Here is an 18,974-nt window from a genome sequence, read left to right as displayed (position 1 = left end):
CCCCCGCACCCTCCCGTGAAAGGCCGCACCATGGCTCTCCCTCCCCTCGACACCACCCCGATCGACCTCACGCAGCGCCTCGCCGGCAAGGTCGCCGTCGTCACCGGCGGCGCCAGCGGGATCGGCCTCGCCACCGCCACACGGTTCGCCCGCGAGGGGGCGCGCGTGGTGATCGCCGACGTCGACGTGGCGCGCGGCACCGAGGTGGCGGAGGCGCTCGGCGGGATGTTCGTCCGTGTCGACGTCACCAGCGAGGCGGAGGTCGACGCGCTCTTCCAGGCCGCGGTCGACGCCTACGGCTCGGTCGACATCGCCTTCAACAACGCGGGCATCTCACCGCCCGACGACGACTCCATCGAGACGACCGAGCTGCCCGCCTGGGAGCGGGTGCAGGACGTCAACCTGAAGTCGGTCTACCTCTGCTGCCGTGCGGCGCTCCGGCACATGACGAAGCAGGGCCGCGGATCGATCATCAACACGGCCTCGTTCGTCGCGGTGCTCGGCTCGGCGACGTCGCAGATCAGCTACACCGCGTCGAAGGGCGGGGTGCTCGCGATGAGCCGCGAGCTCGGTGTGCAGTTCGCGCGCCAGGGCATCCGCGTGAACGCGCTCTGCCCGGGCCCGGTGAACACCCCGCTGCTGCAGGAGCTGTTCGCGGCCGACCCGGTGCGGGCTCAGCGCCGGCTCGTGCACATCCCGGTGGGGCGCTTCGCCGAGCCGGAGGAGCTCGCCGCCGCGGTGGCGTTCCTCGCCAGCGACGACGCCTCCTTCATCACCGGGGCGACGTTCCTCGTGGACGGCGGCATCTCCTCCGCCTACGTGACCCCCGAGTGAGCGCGACGTGAGCGCGGGCACCGGGACGGACGACGACGGGGACGGCCGGCCGGCGGCTCCCGCGGCGAGCGCCAGGGAGGCGATCCTGCGGCGGCTGCTCCGGAGCAACGCCTTCGAGGAGACGGTGCAGCGGCTGATGCAGACGGTGAGCCTCGGGCTCGTGGGGCCCGGCGAGCGGCTCCCCTCCGAGCGCGAGCTCGCCGCGCAGCTCGGCGTGGGGCGAGACACCCTGCGCGAGGCGATCGCCTCGCTCGCGGACGCGGGATACCTGGTGGTGCGGCGCGGCCGGTACGGCGGGGCCTTCGTGGCGGAGGAGCTGCCGGCGGCGCCGATCGGCCGGCGCGGCTTCGACCGGGCCGAGATCGACGACGTGGTGGCGCTGCGCGAGATCCTCGAGGTGGGGGCTGCGCGGCTCGCGGCCGGCGCGGACCTGACGGCCGCCGATCGGGAGCAGCTGTTCCGGGCTCTCGCCGACGTCGAGGACGCGAGCCCCGAGGACTACCGGCGGCTCGACTCGCGGCTGCATCTGACCATCGCCGAGCTGGCCGGCGTTCCGTCGCTCCTGCCGCTCGTGGCCGAGAGCCGGACGCGGGTGAACGCCCTGCTGGACGACATCCCGCTGCTGCCGCGGAACATCGCCCACGCGGACGAGCAGCACAGGGCCCTCGTGACGGCGATCCTCACCGGTCGGGCGGCGGAGGCGGCCCGGCTGATGACCGAGCACGTGCACGCCTCCGCGGCGCTGCTGCGGGCGTTCCTGACCTGAGTCGGGAGCGGCTGGTCAGTTGACGTCGGTGCCGGTCGCGATCGCGACGAACGGCACCAGCAGGCCGAGGAAGAGCAGGGCGACGACGAAGAGCACGACGAGGCTGATCATCACCGCGTTGAGGACGATGCCCCAGATCGCGAGCGTGCGGCCGGTCGGCTCGCGGCGGAGGCCCAGGATGCCGAAGATCAGGCCGGCGACCGGCGCGATGACGGTGAGGCCGAAGAAGACCGAGGTGACGCCGAGGATGAGGCTGGTCAGCGAGAACGGGGTCGACGGGGCCGGGGCGGCGGCAATGGGCGGGACGCCGTAGGGGGCCGGGTGCTGCGCGGCGGGCCGCTCGAACGGCGGGTCCTGCTGCTCGGACTGCTGCTGCCGCGACTCCGGGGCCGGGTCGGTGAGGACGGCGGTCGAGCCGTAGACCTCGGTGGGCTGCTCGTCGGCGGAGGTGGTGCGGATGGACGTGGTGGCGGCGGTCGGGGTGGCGGCGGTCGGGGTGGTGGCGGACGGGGTGGTCTCGGCGTTCGACATGGTCGGTGCTCCTTCTGCGGGGTGCGGTGCCGGGGGCGCCCGGCGATGCCTCCACGCTACGGACGGCGCGGATCCTCCCCCATCCGGCTAACCCCCGGGCGGGAGGGGGAACCCCCCGCTCACTCCCGGGGGCCGGTGCAAGACTGGGTCGACCGGCGGCGCGCCGGGACGATCGCGAGGGAGCGGCCGCGGATGGACGACGACGAGACGCTGCGCCGCCGCCGCGACGGCCGCGGAGCCAGGGCGGTCTGGCTCGCCGGACTGTCGGCGATCGCGGGCTTCGTGATCCTCTCGCCGCTCATCTCGGTCACGGCGACGGTGCTGGCCTGGGGTGCCCGGCGTCGCGGCGGCACCCTGAGCGACCGCAACGGCGTCGTCGCCGTGAACTGGCAGCTGACCTACCTCGCGCTCCAGCTGATGCTCGTGCCCCTGCACCTTGCGCTCGTCTCGGTCCGCGACACCTGGGGCGGCGGCTGGCCCACCCTCACGATCGCGGCGATCCTCGGCCTCTTCGTGCTGAATCTCGTGCTCTGCGTCGTGCTCGGCATCCGCTCGGGCCGCGGCCGGAGCGTCCGCCTCGTCATCGCGGTGCCGTTCGTCCGCTCCTCCCGTCCGGTGCGCTGACGGCGACTCGAGGTCCTGTTCCGCGACGCTGACCGCGGCGTCCGTCGGTCGTCGTGCTCAGCGCCGGCGGTGCCGGAGGAAGAGCACCAGCCGACTGATCAGGAGGGTGGTCACGACGGAGACGCAGATCGATGCGATGTTCATCGGATCGGCCACACCGGCTGCCCGGGCGACGGCGCCGCCGATGGTCATTCCGACGAACAGGATCGCGAGGAAGCCCCACGGGGTGTGCTCCCCGTACAGCGACCTCCGGTTCTGCCGGGTACTCGAGTGCCTGGCTCCGTCACCTGCACACCATACGCACATGGTCATCGAGGCGAGGCCTGTCGGCAGCGCTCGCGGAAGGATGGCGCAGGACGTGGGTTCGTCGCGGTCCGAGGGTCCGACACCGGCTCGCCGGTCCGGACACCGCGGCGCGCGGAGGAGCAGGCGTTCGCGGGGTGGCAGGGTTGTCGGGTGACGCCGATCGCCTTCCCCCCGCCCGTGTCCGTGGTCGCCGACGACGGGACGCGGATCGCGACGTACGCGCTCGGCGACGAGGGGGCGCCGACCGTGCTGGCCGTGCACGGGTTCGCGTCGAACGCGGTGCTGAACTGGGAGACGGCGGGCTGGCTGCGGACGCTGAGCCGCGCCGGGTACCGGGTGGTCGCGCTCGACCAGCGCGGGCACGGCGCCAGCGAGAAGCCGCATCGCGCCGGCGCGTACGGGGTCGACCTGATGGTCGCCGACATCGTACGGGTCATCGAGACCTACGACCTGATCGCTCCGCACTACCTCGGCTACTCGCTCGGCGCGCGGATGGGCTGGGTGCTCGGGATGGAGCATCCGGAGCTGCTCGCGACGCTCAGCCTCGGCGGGCTCACGGTGGGCGAGCCGCTGCGGCACTTCGATGCGGCGGCGGCGCGTGCGCGGGTGGCGGACGGCGGCGAGATCGACGACCGCTTCACGCGCGCGTTCATCGGCATGGCGGAGGGCGTCGCCGGGAACGACCTGGCCGCCCTGGTGGCCGTGGCCGACGGGGTGCGCGGCGGGGCGCATCCGGAGCTCGGCACGCATCCCGAGCTGCCGACGCTGATGGTGACGGGCGGGGCCGACCCGATCGCGCCCGGCGGGGCGCGGCTGGCGGAGGAGGCGGGCGCGCGCTTCGTCAGCGTCCCGGGCCGCGATCACACGAGCACGGTGCCGGCGCGGGCGTTCAAGGACGCGGTGCTGGCGTTCCTGGCGGAGCACGCCTGACGCCTGCGTGCGATCCGCAGGCGATCCCGGCGGGAGCGCGCTCTCGTCCGCGTGGAGCCGCCGGCGGAGCGCCGGATCACCTGCAGATCGGACGGGACCGCCCGTGGAGGCGCGCGGCGTAGCATCGCGGGATGCTTGCGATCCGCGTCGAGAACCCCGGCCCCGACTCCCGCCTCGTGCTCGAGGAGACCGCCACCCCCTCCCCCGGACCCGGCGAGGTGCTGCTCCGCGTGGCCGCTGCGGGCGTGAACCGCGCCGACCTCGGCCAGCGCGCCGGGGTGTACCCGCCGCCGGCCGGAGCGTCGGAGATCCTCGGCATGGAGGTGTCCGGGACGGTCGTCGGCCTCGGCGAGGGCGTCACGACGGTCGCCCACGGCGACGAGGTCTGCGCGCTGCTCTCCGGCGGCGGCTACGCCGAGCACGTCGTCGTCGACGCGGGGCTGCTGCTGCCGGTGCCCGAGGGGGTCGACCTGATCTCGGCCGCCGCGCTGCCCGAGACGACCGCGACCGTCTGGTCCAACCTGGTCCTCGTCGCCGGGCTCCGCGCCGGCGAGACTGTGCTGATCCACGGCGGCGGCAGCGGGATCGGCACCACCGCGATCCAGATCGCCGCGGCGATCGGCGCCCGGGTCGCCGTGACGGCCGGCAGCCCGCGGAAGCTCGACGCCTGCCGGGCGCTCGGCGCGGACATCCTGATCGACTACCGCGAGCAGGACTTCGTCGAGCGGATCGCGGCCGAGACGGACGGCGGGGTCGACGTGATCCTGGATCCGGTCGGCGGCGACTACCTCGCCCGCGACGTCGAGGCGCTCGCGCTCGGCGGCCGCGTCGTCTTCATCGGCAACCAGTCCGGCGCGCAGGGCTCGCTCGACATCGGGACGCTGATGCGCAAGCGCGCGGCGGTGCACGCCACGACCCTCCGCGCCCGGCCGCTGGAGGAGCGGCGCGCGATCGTCGCCGCGGTACGCGAGAGCGTCTGGCCGCTCGTCGCGGACGGGACGGTGCGGCCGGTGGTCGACGAGGTGATCCCGCTGGCCGAGGCCGAGCGGGCGCACGAGCGGATGACCGCCTCCGGGCACATCGGCAAGCTGCTGCTCACGCCGTGACGGAGAGCTGACGTCACAGCATCAGCCGAGAGGCCCCGTCAGCCGCGATCGGCGATGACGGGGGCCTCTCGGCGGACGTTCTGCGGTGCGGACCGGTCAGACCGCCGCGCGGAGCAGGCCGAGCGAGCGGTTGATGCCGTCGACGTCGACGCTCGCGGGGTCGAACGCCGCCTCCGGGGCGAGCCCGAGGGCGTCGAGCGCCTCCGCGTGGTCGGCGGACGACGGATCGGTGGCGGCGCGGACCGTGTCGGCCCAGGCGGCCGGACCGCCGGGCGCGTCGAGCGGAGCGGCTCCGCGCGCGCCGGTGCAGCGCGGCAGGGCGGCGCCCAGCGGCGACACCGACTCGAGGCGGATGACATGGCGCCACTCGTCCTCGAGGTCGTAGACGTAGAACAGCTCGTCGCCGACGCTCTCGAGCACCTCGGCGAGCGCGACGCCGCCCTCGTCGACGAGGCCGGAGCCGAGCTCCTCCGCGTCGGCCGGCGAGCCGATCGGCGCCTGCTCCTCGTCGGGCACCCCGACGCTGAAGTAGTGCGGCTGCGCGTCGGTCCAGCCGAGCGAGAGCTGCAGCGCGAGGTGCAGATCGCGCAGCGACGACTCCGAGGACAGCTCGAGCCGGCGCCAGACGGCCGGCTTGGTGCCCAGCAGCGCGACGCGCAGGGCGTAGGCGGAGTCGGTGTCCTCCGTCGCCTCGTCGAGGATCTCGAGGCGGGTGGCGTCGCGGGCGCCGAGCAGCACGATGCTCGCGCGGACGACCGAGGCGAGGACCGGCTGCAGACCCTCGGGCAGCACGTAGCCGAACTCGGGCGAGTGCAGCAGCAGGCCGAGCTCGGCGGCGTCGTCGAGCATCCGCTCGGCCGCGCCGACCATCCGCTCGCGCTCGTCCAGGGCGTCCTCGAGCGAGACGTCGAGCTCGGCGGCGAGCTCGTCGACCAGCTCGCCGACGACGAGGCCCTCGTGGATCTGCGCCTGGCAGGCGACCGCGATCCGGGCGAGGACGGCGTCGGTGGTGGTGATCGCGCGCTCGCGCGGCGAGAAGGCGCCGTTCTCGGTGTCGGCGGCGGCGAGCGCCTCCTGCGCGCTGACGAGCCAGAGCTCGATGAAGCGGGCGATGTAGGCGATGCGCTCGACCGTGGCCTCGCGCGCCTCGGAGCTGCGCCAGGCCGGCGCCGCGTCGCCGAGGCCCGCGGTGGAGCCGTCGGCGTCGAGCACGTCGGAGGCGACCAGCGCGTCCCACCAGGCGGAGACCGGGATGCGGACGGCGTCGTCGCTCGGCGACGAGCCGGCGGAGGCGACACCGGCCTCGACCACGATCTCGCGGGCGGCGCGCTCGGAGATCGTCGCTCCGTCGGCGGCGGCGAGGTGCTCGACGACGACGTCGGCGGCGTGCACGAGGGCGGTGGCGCGGGCGGCGGAGAGCATCTCGGCGTCCGGGACCTCCTCGACCTCGAGCAGGTCGTCGAGGACGGCCTCGACGAAGGAGCCGGCGAGGTCGAGGACCTCGTCGAGCACGGCCTGGCACTCGTCGAGCTCCTCGTCGGTGCCGGTCCAGAGGTCCTCGTCGGTGAGGAAGTCGAGGAAGTGCTCGACGACCTCGGCGACGGTGAAGAGGGTGTCGTCCAGATCGGCCTCGCTCTCCTCGCCGGAGAGGTCGGCCTCGATCTGGTCGAAGACGGCCTCGAGGAGCTCGGCGTCCGGCTGGGCGAACGAGCCGCGCGGGCGGAGGTCGCGGGTCATGGCGAAGAGGTCGGTGAGGACCTCCACGGCCTCGTCGACGTCGAGGTGCTCGTGCAGGACGGCGACGTCGGCGAGGTGCGACCGGTACCAGCTGCGGAACCGCACCATCAGCGCGGTCTCGGCCGTGCGGCCGCCGCCCTGGCCGCCGGAGCCGCCGGAGCGCCCGTTCCCGGATCGTCCCTGATTGCGCTTCTTGCCCATCGTTCCTCCGCGACCGCTCCCCCTCGACGACGGAGCAGTACAGCCTACCCAGTGCGGGCGAGCCGGGTCACGCGCGAGGGGACTCCAGTGATGAACGCCTCGGGAACACGATGCAGCGGGCCGACCAGCCCGGTCGCAGCGCCGGAGCAGGGATCAGCCGCGCGTTGACAGCGGGCCCCCGTCCTGCCTGACTGGGCTCGACACGAGGAGGCGCTCATGGCGGGGATCACCGCATTCGACCACGTCGGCGTGACGGTGCACGATCTCGAGACGGCGACCGCGTTCTTCGTCGGGCTGGGCCTCGTGCTCGAGGGCCGGGCGCCCGTGGAGGGCGAGTTCCTCGACACGGTGGTCGGCATGCAGGACGCCCGGACCGACATCGTGATGCTGCGGCCGCCCGGCGGCGGGACCGCCGTCGAGCTCTCGCGGTTCGTCCGGCCCGCACCGCGTTCCGTTCCCGCCCCCGTCGAGGCGGACGAGCCGGGGCTGCGGAGTCTCGCCTTCGTCGTCGACGACCTCGCCGCCGTCCTCGAGCGGCTCGCGGCCGACGGGTACGGGCTGGTCGGCGGTGTCGGCGAGTACGAGGGGGTCTGGCGGATGGCGTACGTCCGCGGACCGGAGGGCGTCATCGTCGCACTCAGCGAGCGGCTGGCCTGACGCGCGACCCTCCTCCGCTCGGATCGATCCGTCGCGAAGGGCTGTCCCGCCCGCTTCGATCCGTCGCGGACGGCTCTCTCGCGCACTCGGGCGCGTGCTTCTCCGCCGGATCGATCGGTGCCTCGGCGGTGCGGCCGCGCGCGGGTCGGCGTAGCGTCGGGCCATGGGTGCATGGAGTGGAGAGCCGTTCGGCAACGACACGGCGAGCGACTGGGTCTACGAGCTCGACGAGGCCGGCGACTGGCAGTACGTCCGCGAGGCGCTGGACGCCGCCGTCGCGCCGACGCAGGTGGACGCGGATGCGGCGACTCTCGCCATCGCCGCCGCCGAGGTGGTCGCGCGCGGGCTCGGCCGGGAGGGCGGTCCGCACGCCGAGACGATCGCGCACTTCGTGCAGCGGGCCGGGCGACCCGACGACGAGCTCGTCGCGCTCGCCCTCGCCGCGCTGGCCGCCGCCGACTCGCCCGGCAGCGAGCTCACCGAGCTCTGGGAGGAGGCCGACCCGGAGGAGTGGCGGGAGGCCAACGACGCGGTGCGGAGCGTGCTCGAGGAGGCCTGATCGCGAGAGTCCCCCCGCGGGCGGCGACGCGCCACTCGTGCCGCACTAGCGTGGCGGGGAGCGGCCGCACCAGGCGGTGACGAGAGCGACGAGAGGGCACCATGCCGGACTTCACCACGGACGACGGGGTCCGGCTGAGCTGGACCGAGCAGGGCGACCCGGCCGGGCGGCCGGTGGTGCTGATCGCCGGGTTCAAGGCGCCGGCGACGAGCTGGAAGCCGCAGCAGGGGCCGCTCGCCGAGGCCGGCTACCGGGTGATCTCGTTCGACCGGCGGGGGCACGGGCTGTCCGAGCGGACGGAGGCCGGCGCGACGATGCTCCGGCACGGCGCGGATCTCGCGCAGCTGCTGCGGCACCTCGATCTGCGCGGCGCGGCGCTGGTCGGCGGGTCGATGGGCGGGAACTCGATCTGGGCGTTCCTGGCCGGCTCCGCGGGAGGCACGGCGGGAAGCACCGACGAGAGCACCGGAGAGAGCACCGGAGAGAGCACCGGAGAGAGCGCCGACGAGAGCCGCGTCGACCGCATCGTGATCGTCGACCAGACGCCGCGCATGCTCAACGGCGACGACTGGCCCTACGGCTTCTACGACTACACCGAGGCGAACCGCGACACCCTCTTCGCGACCACGATCCCGGATCCCGGCCGCTGGAGTGTCGCGTCCAAGGGGCCGGTGCGGATCGCGCGGCTGCTGAAGGCACTCGGCGGCGGCGAGCGCCGGGAGCTGACCGAGACCGAGCGGCGGCTGCTGAACGACCACGCGAAGGCGGACTGGCGGCCGGTGATCGCACGGACGAGCGTGCCGGTGCTCTTCGTCGCCGGGCGCGAGAGCGAGTTCTGGCCGGCCGAGCACGCGGCCGCCGCTGCCTCGCTCGCCCCGCGCGGCGACTCCCTCGTGATCGAGAAGGACGGCCACGCGGCGAACATCGAGCAGCCGAAGGTCTTCACCGAGGCGCTGCTGGAGTTCCTGGCGCGCTGATCCCGGGAGAACCGAGAGCGGGACTTCAGCCCGGGAACGCCTTGCCCGGGTTGAGCACGCCGAGCGGGTCGAGCGCGTCCTTGATCGAGCGGTGCATGCCGAGCACGCGCGAGCCGAGCTCGTCGGCCGCCCCCGGCAGCTTCAGCAGACCGACGCCGTGCTCACCCGTGACGGTGCCGCCGAGATCGAGGCAGTCCTCGACGATGCGGTCGAAGGCGCTCTTCGCGCGGGCCTTCGCGGCCTCGTCGCCCTCGGGCGCGATGATCAGCGGGTGCAGGTTGCCGTCGCCGGCGTGCGCGATGGTCGCGATGACGACGTCGTGGTCGGCGGCGGCCGAGCGGATGCGGGCGAGCATCTCGGGGACGGCGCGGCGCGGCACGCAGACGTCCTCGGTCAGCACCGGACCGAGGCGCTCGAGCGCCGGGTAGGCGAGGCGGCGGGCGAGGAAGAGCCGGTCGACCTCGTCCTGGTCGGTGGCCTGCTCGACCGAGAGCGCGTGGGCGCGGGCCATCAGCGCCTCGACGCGGTCGGCGGCGGTGCGCCCCGCCTCCCCCGGCTCGTCGACTTTGGCGAGCAGCAGCGTGTCGACGCCGTGCGGCAGGCCGAGGTGCTGCCAGTCGTCGACGGCGCGCAGGCAGGTGCTGTCGATGATCTCGAGGGCGGAGGGGATGATGCCGGCGGCGGAGATCGCGGCGACCGCGACTCCGGCGTCCTCGAGCGAGCCGAAGGAGCCGACGATCGCGCGCTGCTCACGGCCCGCGAGCGGGAGCAGGCGGAGCGTCAGCTCGACGATGATGCCGAGTGTGCCCTCCGAGCCGACCATCAGGCCGGTGAGGTCGTAGCCGACGACGCCCTTCGCGGTGCGGCGGCCGAGGCTGACGAGCGAGCCGTCGGCGAGGACGACCTTCATGCCGAGGACGTAGTCGCGGGTGACGCCGTACTTCACGCAGCAGATGCCGCCGGCGTTGGTGGCGGCGTTGCCGCCGATGGTCGAGATGGCGGAGCTGGCCGGGTCCGGCGGGTACCAGAGTCCGACCTCGGCGACGGCCGCCCGCAGCGCGTCGTTGATCACGCCGGGCTGGGCGACGACGAAGCGCTCGTCGGCGTCGATCTCGAGGACGGCATCCATCCGCTCGAGCGAGACGACGAGGCAGCCGGCGAGCGCGTTGGCCCCGCCGGAGAGGCCGGTTCCGGCTCCGCGCGGGACGACGCTCAGACCCGCGCGGGCGGCGACGCGGACGGCGTGCGCCACGTCCTCCGCGCTCTCGGCGAGGACGACCGCCAGCGGCAGCCCGGAGGGCGCCCACTCGGCGTCGTCGTGGCGGTAGGCCTCGAGGACGTCGGCGTCGGTGTGGACGCGGTCGCCGAGCAGCTCGCGCAGATCGGCGAGCACGCGGTCCCCGGCCGGTGGCCCGTCCTGGGTCCGCTCGTGATCCTGGGTCTGCATCGGCACCGTCTCCACGACGGACGAACCTACACCCGGCGCCTGCGCGGCCTGCGGCTCACCGGGCCCTCACGCGTCGAGCCCGGTGATCAGGGCGCGGTGGAAGAGCTCGCCGCGCTCGAGGGCCGCGATGTCGACGCGCTCGTCGACGCCGTGGATCCCGGCGCGCTGCTCCTTCGTCATCAGGAGCGGTGCGAAGCGGTACACCGCGGGGGCGAAGCGGTGCAGGTGGCGCGAGTCGGTCGCCGCGTTGATGACGTAGGGGACGACCGCCGCCTCCGGGTGCGAGACGGCGAGCGCCGCCCGCAGCGCCGCGAAGGGGGCGCCGTCACTCGGCGACTGCGGCGACGGGTCCTCCCCCAGCACCACCTCGACGGTCACCTCGCGGTCGCGGATCCGCCGGCGGACGCGCTCGGCGGCCCCGGCCGCGGTCTCCCCGGGGGCCAGGCGCAGGTTCAGCACGGCGGACGCCTCCGCCGCGAGCACGTTGTCGGCGGTCCCCGCGCGGAGCATCGTCGGCGCGATCGTGGTGCGGACCAGGGCCGCCGTCTCGCCGCCGAGCGCCGCGAGCACGGGCGCGGCGAGCTGCGGCCGGGCGCCGAGCAGCCGGTAGAGCGTGCCGCGAGCGCCGGGTGCTCGGTCGGCGAGGAGCGCGAGCGCGCGGGCCAGCGCCTCCGGGACCCGGGCGGCGAAGGTCGAGGGCGTGAGCCGGGTGATCGCCCGCGCCAGGCGGCCGACCGCGGTGAGTCGCGGCGGGGCGGAGGCGTGACCGCCGGCGGAGCGCGCGGTCAGCCGGAGCGTGAGCAGGCCCTTCTCGCCGACGCCGATCATCGCGACCGGCCCGACGACTCCGGGCAGCGGCGCCTCGACGACGGCGCTGCCCTCGTCGAGCACGAGCCAGGGAACGATCCCGCGCTCGTGCAGCGTCTCGGCGATCGCGCGGGCCGAGGCCCCGCGCACTTCCTCGTCGCCGCCGATGGCCAGCAGGACGTCGCGGGCCGGCACGACGTAGGCGGCCAGGAGGTTCTCGACCGCCTCGAGCACGACGACGAGCGGGCCCTTGTCGTCGAGGGCGCCACGGCCCCAGACGGCGCCCTCGACGATGTCGCCGCCGAAGGGCGGATGCGTCCAGGCGGCGGGGTCCTCGACCGGCACCACGTCCAGGTGCGCCATCAGGACCAGCGGGTCCGCACGGGAGTCGCGGCCCGGCCAGCGGTAGAGGAGTCCGCGGTCGGTGATCCGCTCGGTCTCGAGACGCTCGTGGGTCAGGGGGTAGAGCTCGCGGAGCAGCGCGAGCGCCTCGTCGACGGTCTCGAGCTCGGCGGAGACGGTGCGGAGGCGGATCAGGCGCGCGAGCCGCTCGGGAAGACCGGGACGCGGGGTGCTGTCGTGCAGGGGGTCCTCGATCCGTCGCGGGGCGTGGGCCCATCGTGGCGCACGGCGGGAGTCCGCGGTGCGGGGGTCCGCTGCGGGGGTCCGCTGCGGAGCGCGGTCGCGTCCCGGCCGACGCTACGCGGGGCGCTCCTGCTCGGGCGCGGACCGACCGGCCGCGTGTTTCGAGCATGAGAAATCACGCAGCGATCTCGCGGCAGGGGTTGCGCCTGGCGGCCGTTCTCGTTGGAATCACCGGATGACCGAAACGACGAACGCCGCCGCCAGTGCCCCCGCGAAGGGCGGAGGGTCGCTGAAGAAGGTCATCACCGGCCCGCTGCTCTTCGCCTTCATCGTCGGCGACACGCTCGGCGCCGGCATCTACACGCTGGTCGGCACGATGGCGGCCGACGTCGGCGGGGTGATCTGGCTGCCGCTGCTGATCGCGCTCGTCATCGCGCTGCTGACGGCCGGCACCTACGCCGAGCTGATCACCAAGTACCCGCACGCCGGCGGCGCCGCCCGCTACGTGGACCGGGCGTTCGGCAAGCCGTACCTGTCGTTCCTGGTCGGCTTCCTGATGATGGCCTCCGGGATCACCACCGCCGCCTCGCTCGCCAACGCCTTCGCCGGCGACTACCTCGGCGCGCTGCTCGACGTGCCGCCCGTGCCGACCGCGATCGTCTTCATCGCCGTGCTCACGCTGATCAACCTGCGCGGGGTGAAGGAGTCGCTCACCGCGAACCTGGTCGCCTCGGTGATCGAGGTGAGCGGACTCGTGATCGTGATCGTCTGCGCGGCGATCTTCTTCGGCGGGGGCAACGGCGATGCGGGCCGTGTCCTGGAGTTCAACCCGGAGGTCGCGCCGCTGCAGGGCGCGTTCGCAGCCTCCATCGTCGCCTTCTTCTCCTTCCTCGGCTTCGAGGCCGCAGCGAACATGGCCGAGGAGGTCCGCAACCCCTCGAAGGTCTACCCGCGGGCGCTGTTCGGCGCGCTGATCACCGCCGCCGTGGTCTACCTGCTGATCGCCCTCGGCGCGGTGATCGTGCTGCCGAACGAGGAGCTCGCGGAGTCGACCGGCCCGCTGCTCGATGTCGTCGCGGCCAGCGGCGTGGCGGTGCCGCCGTGGCTGTTCGGCCTGATCGCGCTCATCGCGATCGCGAACGGCGCGCTGCTGTTCATGGTGATGGCGAGCCGGGTCGGATTCGGGCTGGCGTCCTCCGGTCTGCTGCCGAGCGCCTTCGGCCGCGTGCTGCCGAACCGCCGCACCCCCTGGGTCTCGATCGTCGTCGTCGGCGGCGTCACGATGCTGCTCAGCCTGATCGGCGACGTCGGCACGCTGGCCGAGACGACCGTGCTCCTGCTGCTCCTGGTCTTCATCTCGGCGAACATCTCGGTGCTGGTGCTGAAGAAGGACCGCGTCGACCACCCGCACTTCTCGGTGCCGCGGGTCGTCCCGATCCTCGCGATCATCGCGAGCGTCGTGCTGCTGACGCAGCAGACCGGCGTGGTGTGGCTCGGGACCGCCGGCTACGTGGTCGTCGGCACGCTGCTGTTCCTGGCGACGCGCTTCGGCAAGAAGAAGCACGCGGAGCAGGTCGAGGCGGCGGAGAGCGAGGGCGCGGACCGCTCCTGATCAGTGACCGGCGGCAGGGTGCCCTCGACGGCGCGAACTTCCGCAGGGGCGGCGCAGAACGCCCGACGGGTGCTGGTCAGGGCAGGAGGTCGATCATTCCCGGGCGGGCTTTCATGGCGTGGATGACGAGTTCGTTCCCGCTGTCGAAGACCAGGACGACCGTCTCGAGGAGGCGACCGTGGGTGTCGAAGCCGAGGCGCAGCTGTCGGGCCGGAGAGTCCTCGTCCAGGTCCTCGACCCAGAGCGCCAGACCCGCCGCGTGAACGGCGTCGTCCTCGGAGAGGCCGTGCCTCAGAGCAGAGATGTGGACTCTCACGCCGCGGCGGAGGCGAGCGCCTCCCGGACGACCTCGGAGCGGGTCTTGTGCTCTCTGGCGGCGCGTTCGTCGAGCGCGGCGAGCTCCTCGAGCGTCAGCCGCACAGCGACGACCTGCGAGGGCTGCGCGCCCCGTCCCGGGCGTCCCCGTCCTCTCGCCTTAAGCGCATCGACGTCGTACCCGCGTTCCGCCTCGGCGGCCCAGGCTGCGATCTGCTCCTCCGTCACCGGTCGCCCGGCGATCGTCTCCTCATCGGTCATGCGGATTATCGTAATACGCAATGATCGGGTCGACGACGTCTCTGAACCATCCGGCGAGCAGCCTCCGACGACGCGGAGCGGACGTCTGCAGAGATGATCTCCGTGCCGGCTGATGAGGTCAGCGCAGGTGTGGGACGGTGAAGCATGCCCGTCTCCCTCGCGCCGTTCCCGCCCGCCGAACTCGCCGCCTGGCGGACCGCGCAGCGCGCGTCGTACGTCGCGGACCGGATGCGCGCGGGCGACGACGAAGCGGCGGCGCTGCGGAACGCGGACGCGAACGACGAGCGGCTGTTCCCTGGCGGAGTGCTCGCGCCGGGCCACGATCTGCTGCGGGTCCTCGACGACGGGCGCCCGGTCGGCGTGATCTGGGTGGGTCCGCACCCGCAGGAGCTCGAGGGCGTCGCCTACATCTGGGACGTCGAGGTCGACCCGTCGGAGCGCGGCCGCGGGTTCGGCCGCGTGGCGATGCTGCTGGCGGAGGAGCACGCCCGCTCGCGCGGCTACCGGGCGCTCGCGCTGAACGTCTTCGGCTTCAACACCGCGGCACGCGGGCTGTACGAGTCGCTCGGCTACGAGCCGACGTCGATCCAGATGCGCAAGGAGCTCGGCTGACCGGACGCGGAACGGGGCCCGCGGCTCTGTAGAGCCCGGTTGCCGTCCACTCGAGGTCGATCGGAGGGTCGACTGGACGCGAAGCGGGGTCACGGGCGGACCGACACCACGATCAGCGTCCACTCGATTCGCTCTCCGCCTCCGCCGGGATGCTCAACGGCCGGATGAGGCGAACGAGACGGCGACGCCGCCGCCGGGGACGGCGGCGGCGGCGAGTGTCGCCGCGGGGCAGTCGGCGTCGCTCGTCAGGGTCACGTCGAGGTGGTCGGGGTCGGCGCGGAAGCCCGCGGTGGGGACGACGGCAGAGATCGCGGACCAGAGACGCTGGGCGTCGTCGAGCCACGGGCCCGGGGTGCCGGTGACGAGCAGGGAGCGGTCGGCGCTCTGGACACTCACGTGCAGGGGCGAGGCGTCGGGGAGGAGCGCGGGGGCGTCGCGGGCGAGCGCGAACGCGTCGTCGGCGGTCGCGTCGTCCGCCAGGAAGAGGCTCAGGCCGCTCACGCGGTCCTCACTGTCGTCGGCGGCGAGGGCGAGGGACTCGACTCGCGGGTCGTCCCGGAGCGCGAGCGCGGCGGCGATCCGGCCGGACGTGAGGTCCTGGTCGCCGGACACGGGCAGGGTGAGGTCGTCGGCGTCGAGGAGGATCCGCACGTCTCCGGTCGGGCGCTTCGCGGCGAAGGCGGCCAACCGGTCGGCGAGGGACGTCACGTCGGCGTCGGAGAGGTCCTCGCGGGCGACGACCTCGGCGCTGACTCCCCCGGTGAACGGCATGTCCTCGACGGCCGCGAGCTCGACGTCGGCGACCGCCTCGTCGCTGCCGAAGGTGCGCGCGAAATCGGCGCGGAAGGAGTCGCCGCTGCAGCCGGCCATCAGGAGTACGGCGGTCAGGGCCAGCGCCGCGGCGCCCGTCCCGTGTGTACGACACTGCCTCATCCGGTCAGCGTACGTTCCGGCTGCAGAGGGCACGGGGAGTGGACGGATCGGCCTCCGCGTGCTCGGTGCGCAAGTGCACGCGTCGATCCGGCGCGGAGGGTCGTGTAGGAGCTGTTGAGGCAGCCGTTGGTGACGGATCGATGCTGTGGCGACAAGTCCGGGGCCGCACCTGCCGGCAGGACGTCCGGGCCGCCCGCGTCGCGGGCGGGCGGCCCCGGGTCGTCAGCTCGTCGAGGGGACGGCGGTGGGATCGCCCGACGGGGCGGGCTCGGCGGCCGAGGTCGAGGCCACGCCCCGGCCGAAGGCCTGGCCCTGGAGGATGGCTCCGAGGTCGACGCCGGTCGCGGACTTGACGCTGTCGAAGGTGGCCGTGAGGCTCGCCGCCTGCTCGCGGGCGATGTGCGTGGCCGCGGTGTCGCCTCCGATCAGGGTGATGGTGCCGACGTTCTGGTAGCCCTTCGCGAACTCCGCCATGAGGGAGGGGAGCTGTCCGATGAGCTCGCGGCCCAGGATCGCCTCCTGGTTCTCGCGGAGCGCCTCCGCCTCGGCCTGGATCGCGGCCGCGCTCGCCTCACCCTTGGTCCGAATGGCCTCCGCCTCGGCGGACGCGTTCGCGCGCAGGGCCTCGGCCTCGGCGCCGGCCTTGGCACGCAGAGCGTGGGCCTCCGCCTCGGCGCGGGCACTCACCGCTGCCGCCTCGGCCGCGGCGGACGCCTGACGGGCCTCCGCCTGACGCTGGACGGCGTAGGCCTCGGCGTCGGACACCTGCTGGGCGACCTGGCGGTCGGTCTCGGCCTTCTTCGCGCGGCCGTAGGCGTCGGCGTCGGCCTCGGTCTGGCGCCGGTACTTCTCGGCGTCGGCCACGCGCTTGACGTCGGCGTCGAGCTCGGCCTGCCGGTTCTCGGCGCGCTGGACGAGGACGGCCTGCTCGCGCTCTGCGCGGGCCAGGTTCTCGGCCTGCTCGGCCTCGGCGTTGGCCCGGCCGACCTCGGACTTCGAGGCGGCGGTGTTCTTGTCGAAGGCGGTCTGCTCGATCAGGTTCGCCTCGTCGGTGGCGAGCTGACGGGCCTTGACCTCGCGGGCCGCGTTGATCCGGGCGACGTCGGCCTCGCGGCGGACGCGCTCGATCTCCTGCGCACCGAGCGCCTCGATGTAGCCGTTGCGGTCGGTGACGCCCTGGATGGCGAAGGAGTCGAGGACGAGGCCCTGGGCGAGCAGGTCGCCCTTGATGCCCTCGGCGATCTCGTCGCCGAGCTTCTGGCGGTCCTGCATGACCTCCTCGACGCTGAGCTTCGCGACGACACCGCGCAGCGCGCCCTCGAGCTGCTCGGTGGTGAAGACGTCGATCGACTGGTCCTGCGAGGCGAACCGCTCGGCGGCGGCGCGCACCTGGTCGGGCGTCGAGCCGATCTTGACGAGGGCGACGCCCGCGAGGTGGATCGTCACGCCGTTCTTGGTCTGCGCGACCGGCTCCATCTTGATCTGCCGCGACCGCAGCGAGATGCGGTCGGAGCGCTGGGTCAGCTTGTTGACGAACGCGCCGCCGCCGGTGATGACGGTCATGTTGGACGTCAGCCCGTCGTCGCCCTTCTGCTTCTTTCCGACGATCACGATCGCCTCGTCGGCCTGCGGCACCTGGTACCAGGCGCGGAAGATGAAGAAGCCGATGATGGCGAGCAGCAGCACGACACCGACGACGATGCCGGCGCCGACGACCCAGAGCAGATCAGAATTCATGGACGAGGGACCCCCTTCTCGGAACCCGCGGAGGGCGGGTTTCTGAGCGATGTACAGGTTCATCGTGGCATGGACGGGGTTCCCGGGCGTCGGCCGGACGGCGGATGCGTGCTGGTTCGAGCGGGACGCGCGCAGGTGCCGGACGGAGAGCAGGACCGCGGTCGGGACGCCGGGCGACGAGCCGGATCGCAGCGGGAGGAGGCACAGCCGGAGGAGGCCCAGCGGGAGGAGGCGCAGCGGCGACGAACGCCGGGTGATGCTTCGACTCTCGCGAGCACTTCAGTGCTGGGGTACCTGGACTCGAACCAAGAACAACTGAACCAGAATCAGTCGTGTTGCCAATTACACCATACCCCAATGGTCATCCGGCGGTGAGGCCGGGACCAGGCGGCGGCCGGAGTGGAACCCGGCGCCGAGAGACGACAGTACCCTACGGACGCACGCCGCTCAAATCGGCTCCGCGATCGTGCACGGCGGGGGCCTCCGACTCGGGCGCGGCCTCGCCGAGGCGGGCGCGGACGAGGTCGCGGTTGATCGCCGAGGCGACCTGCGCGCCGGAGCCGGCGGCGACGATCAGCTGCTGCGGTCCGGGGGCGGTGACCTCGCCGGCGGCGTAGAGGCCGGGGACGGAGGTGCGGCCGCCAGCGTCGACGCGGAGGAAGCCCTCGGGGTCGACCTCGGGGCCGGCGGGGTCGAGGTAGTCGAGGACGGGGACCCAGACCGGGCGGACGAAGGCGCCGGTGCGCGGGATCACATCGCCGTCGGCGAGCGCGACGCCGGTCATCACGGCGCGCTCCCCCACCAGGTCCGCGACGGGGCGGCGCTCGATGCGGATGCCGATCGAGTTCAGGAGCGACTCGTCGGTGTCGCTGACGACTCCGACGCCGTTGGTGAAGACGATCAGGTCGGTCGACCACTGGGAGAGGAGCATGGCGCGCTCGGCGAGGTCGGCGGTCTCGCCGATCAGGGCCAGCGGCTCGCCGGCCTTCTCGTAGCCGTCGCACTCCATGCAGCTGTGCACGGCGGTGCCGTAGTAGGCGCGGAGGCTGGGCAGCGTCGGGAGGCGCTCGGAGAGGCCGCCCGCGACGACGACCGCGGTCGCCAGCACCGAGCGGTCGGCCGAGCCGCGGACGCCCTTCGCGGTGACGACGAACTCGCCGCCGGAGCGCTCGACGGCGGTGACCATCGCGTTGTGCACCTCGGCCTCGTCGTACTGCTCGAGCTCGGCGCGGCCGAGGCGGCGCAGCTCCAGCGGCGAGACGCCGTCGCGGGTGAGGAAGCCGTGCGAGTGCAGGGTCGCCGCGTTGCGCGGCCGGTTGCTGTCGAGCAGCAGCACGCTGCGGCGCGCGCGGACGAGGTTCAGCCCCGCCGAGAGCCCCGCGGGACCGGCGCCGATGATGACGACGTCGTAGTGGCCGCCCTGCACCTCCGCCACGA

General features: G+C 73.6%; 20 protein-coding genes and 1 tRNA gene. 10 read left to right on the top strand and 11 right to left on the bottom strand.

Features of this window, described 5'->3' with window-relative positions:
- Window positions 1–30 precede the first annotated feature (30 nt).
- Both EDF35_RS17040 and EDF35_RS17035 read left to right on the top strand, forming a co-directional pair.
- The gene (locus EDF35_RS17040) at window positions 31–834 is read left to right on the top strand and encodes a 3-oxoacyl-ACP reductase (RefSeq protein WP_133963194.1); all 804 of its coding nucleotides are present in this window, start codon (window positions 31–33) and stop codon (window positions 832–834) included.
- Between the two features lie 7 nt (window positions 835–841).
- Window positions 842–1,600, top strand: a complete 759-nt coding sequence (locus EDF35_RS17035) for an FCD domain-containing protein (RefSeq protein WP_133963193.1) — start codon at window positions 842–844, stop codon at window positions 1,598–1,600.
- A 15-nt stretch (window positions 1,601–1,615) separates the two neighbouring features.
- Here the strand turns inward: EDF35_RS17035 and EDF35_RS21300 are convergent, their stop codons facing one another.
- Complete coding sequence (locus tag EDF35_RS21300; protein ID WP_243840033.1) at window positions 1,616–2,131, bottom strand: DUF4190 domain-containing protein; 516 nt, start codon at window positions 2,129–2,131, stop codon at window positions 1,616–1,618.
- Between the two features lie 192 nt (window positions 2,132–2,323).
- On the opposite strand from EDF35_RS21300, the gene EDF35_RS17020 reads away from it, so the two are divergent.
- Complete coding sequence (locus EDF35_RS17020; protein ID WP_159422373.1) at window positions 2,324–2,755, top strand: DUF4870 domain-containing protein; 432 nt, start codon at window positions 2,324–2,326, stop codon at window positions 2,753–2,755.
- 57 nt (window positions 2,756–2,812) lie between these two features.
- Here EDF35_RS17020 and EDF35_RS21435 read toward each other — a convergent pair whose 3' ends face one another.
- Window positions 2,813–2,947, bottom strand: coding sequence for a hypothetical protein (locus EDF35_RS21435; protein WP_279587531.1), 135 nt, complete (start codon window positions 2,945–2,947; stop codon window positions 2,813–2,815).
- Between the two features lie 264 nt (window positions 2,948–3,211).
- Between EDF35_RS21435 and EDF35_RS17015 the strand changes: the two genes are divergently transcribed.
- Window positions 3,212–3,991, top strand: a complete 780-nt coding sequence (locus tag EDF35_RS17015; RefSeq protein WP_133963191.1) for an alpha/beta hydrolase — start codon at window positions 3,212–3,214, stop codon at window positions 3,989–3,991.
- Window positions 3,992–4,122: 131 nt separating this feature from the next.
- Window positions 4,123–5,097, top strand: coding sequence for an NAD(P)H-quinone oxidoreductase (locus tag EDF35_RS17010; protein ID WP_133963190.1), 975 nt, complete (start codon window positions 4,123–4,125; stop codon window positions 5,095–5,097).
- 96 nt (window positions 5,098–5,193) lie between these two features.
- Here the strand turns inward: EDF35_RS17010 and EDF35_RS17005 are convergent, their stop codons facing one another.
- The gene (locus tag EDF35_RS17005) at window positions 5,194–7,035 is read right to left on the bottom strand and encodes a plasmid pRiA4b ORF-3 family protein (RefSeq protein WP_133963189.1); all 1,842 of its coding nucleotides are present in this window, start codon (window positions 7,033–7,035) and stop codon (window positions 5,194–5,196) included.
- Window positions 7,036–7,251: 216 nt separating this feature from the next.
- Between EDF35_RS17005 and EDF35_RS17000 the strand changes: the two genes are divergently transcribed.
- The 3 genes from EDF35_RS17000 to EDF35_RS16990 all read left to right on the top strand — a co-directional run bounded on the left by EDF35_RS17000 (window position 7,252) and on the right by EDF35_RS16990 (window position 9,228).
- Window positions 7,252–7,692, top strand: coding sequence for a VOC family protein (locus tag EDF35_RS17000; protein ID WP_123705015.1), 441 nt, complete (start codon window positions 7,252–7,254; stop codon window positions 7,690–7,692).
- 163 nt (window positions 7,693–7,855) lie between these two features.
- Window positions 7,856–8,251 (top strand): DUF4259 domain-containing protein, encoded by a 396-nt coding sequence (locus tag EDF35_RS16995; protein WP_123705016.1) that lies wholly within the window; start codon window positions 7,856–7,858, stop codon window positions 8,249–8,251.
- A gap of 101 nt (window positions 8,252–8,352) precedes the next feature.
- Window positions 8,353–9,228 (top strand): alpha/beta hydrolase, encoded by an 876-nt coding sequence (locus EDF35_RS16990; RefSeq protein WP_133963188.1) that lies wholly within the window; start codon window positions 8,353–8,355, stop codon window positions 9,226–9,228.
- Between the two features lie 25 nt (window positions 9,229–9,253).
- On the opposite strand, the gene EDF35_RS16985 is transcribed toward EDF35_RS16990, so the two are convergent.
- Both EDF35_RS16985 and EDF35_RS16980 read right to left on the bottom strand, forming a co-directional pair.
- On the bottom strand, window positions 9,254–10,675 hold the full coding sequence (locus tag EDF35_RS16985) for an FAD-linked oxidase C-terminal domain-containing protein (protein WP_133963187.1): 1,422 nt from the start codon (window positions 10,673–10,675) through the stop codon (window positions 9,254–9,256).
- A 66-nt stretch (window positions 10,676–10,741) separates the two neighbouring features.
- Complete coding sequence (locus EDF35_RS16980) at window positions 10,742–12,016, bottom strand: M20/M25/M40 family metallo-hydrolase (RefSeq protein ID WP_347876897.1); 1,275 nt, start codon at window positions 12,014–12,016, stop codon at window positions 10,742–10,744.
- A 286-nt stretch (window positions 12,017–12,302) separates the two neighbouring features.
- Here EDF35_RS16980 and EDF35_RS16975 point away from each other — a divergent pair, with 286 nt between their 5' ends.
- Window positions 12,303–13,679 carry an APC family permease gene (locus EDF35_RS16975; protein WP_123737235.1) on the top strand — a complete coding sequence of 459 codons (1,377 nt, stop codon included), beginning with the start codon at window positions 12,303–12,305 and terminating at the stop codon, window positions 13,677–13,679.
- Window positions 13,680–13,755: 76 nt separating this feature from the next.
- Here EDF35_RS16975 and EDF35_RS16970 read toward each other — a convergent pair whose 3' ends face one another.
- The gene (locus tag EDF35_RS16970) at window positions 13,756–13,995 is read right to left on the bottom strand and encodes a toxin (protein ID WP_133963185.1); all 240 of its coding nucleotides are present in this window, start codon (window positions 13,993–13,995) and stop codon (window positions 13,756–13,758) included.
- A complete protein-coding gene (locus tag EDF35_RS16965; protein WP_123733986.1) occupies window positions 13,992–14,255 on the bottom strand; it encodes a ribbon-helix-helix protein, CopG family in 264 nt (87 codons plus the stop codon). The genes EDF35_RS16970 and EDF35_RS16965 overlap by 4 nt, the downstream gene beginning before the upstream one ends.
- A gap of 144 nt (window positions 14,256–14,399) precedes the next feature.
- Here EDF35_RS16965 and EDF35_RS16960 point away from each other — a divergent pair, with 144 nt between their 5' ends.
- Window positions 14,400–14,867: a GNAT family N-acetyltransferase gene (locus EDF35_RS16960; RefSeq protein ID WP_133963184.1), complete on the top strand. Its 468-nt coding sequence runs from the start codon at window positions 14,400–14,402 to the stop codon at window positions 14,865–14,867.
- Between the two features lie 153 nt (window positions 14,868–15,020).
- Here the strand turns inward: EDF35_RS16960 and EDF35_RS20915 are convergent, their stop codons facing one another.
- From EDF35_RS20915 to EDF35_RS16940, 4 genes are all read right to left on the bottom strand, one after another.
- Complete coding sequence (locus tag EDF35_RS20915) at window positions 15,021–15,800, bottom strand: hypothetical protein (RefSeq protein ID WP_166674148.1); 780 nt, start codon at window positions 15,798–15,800, stop codon at window positions 15,021–15,023.
- Window positions 15,801–16,022: 222 nt separating this feature from the next.
- The gene (locus EDF35_RS16950) at window positions 16,023–17,537 is read right to left on the bottom strand and encodes an SPFH domain-containing protein (RefSeq protein ID WP_133963183.1); all 1,515 of its coding nucleotides are present in this window, start codon (window positions 17,535–17,537) and stop codon (window positions 16,023–16,025) included.
- Between the two features lie 285 nt (window positions 17,538–17,822).
- Window positions 17,823–17,894, bottom strand: a tRNA-Gln gene (locus EDF35_RS16945).
- Between the two features lie 73 nt (window positions 17,895–17,967).
- Window positions 17,968–18,972 carry an NAD(P)/FAD-dependent oxidoreductase gene (locus EDF35_RS16940; protein WP_243840031.1) on the bottom strand — a complete coding sequence of 335 codons (1,005 nt, stop codon included), beginning with the start codon at window positions 18,970–18,972 and terminating at the stop codon, window positions 17,968–17,970.
- Between the last annotated feature and the right edge of the window lie 2 nt (window positions 18,973–18,974).

The organism is Rathayibacter sp. PhB151 (assembly GCF_004366415.1).
GTDB lineage: Bacteria > Actinomycetota > Actinomycetes > Actinomycetales > Microbacteriaceae > Rathayibacter > Rathayibacter festucae.
The sequence above is the reverse complement of the archived record's forward strand: the minus strand, read 5'-3'. Positions and strand labels throughout refer to the sequence as shown.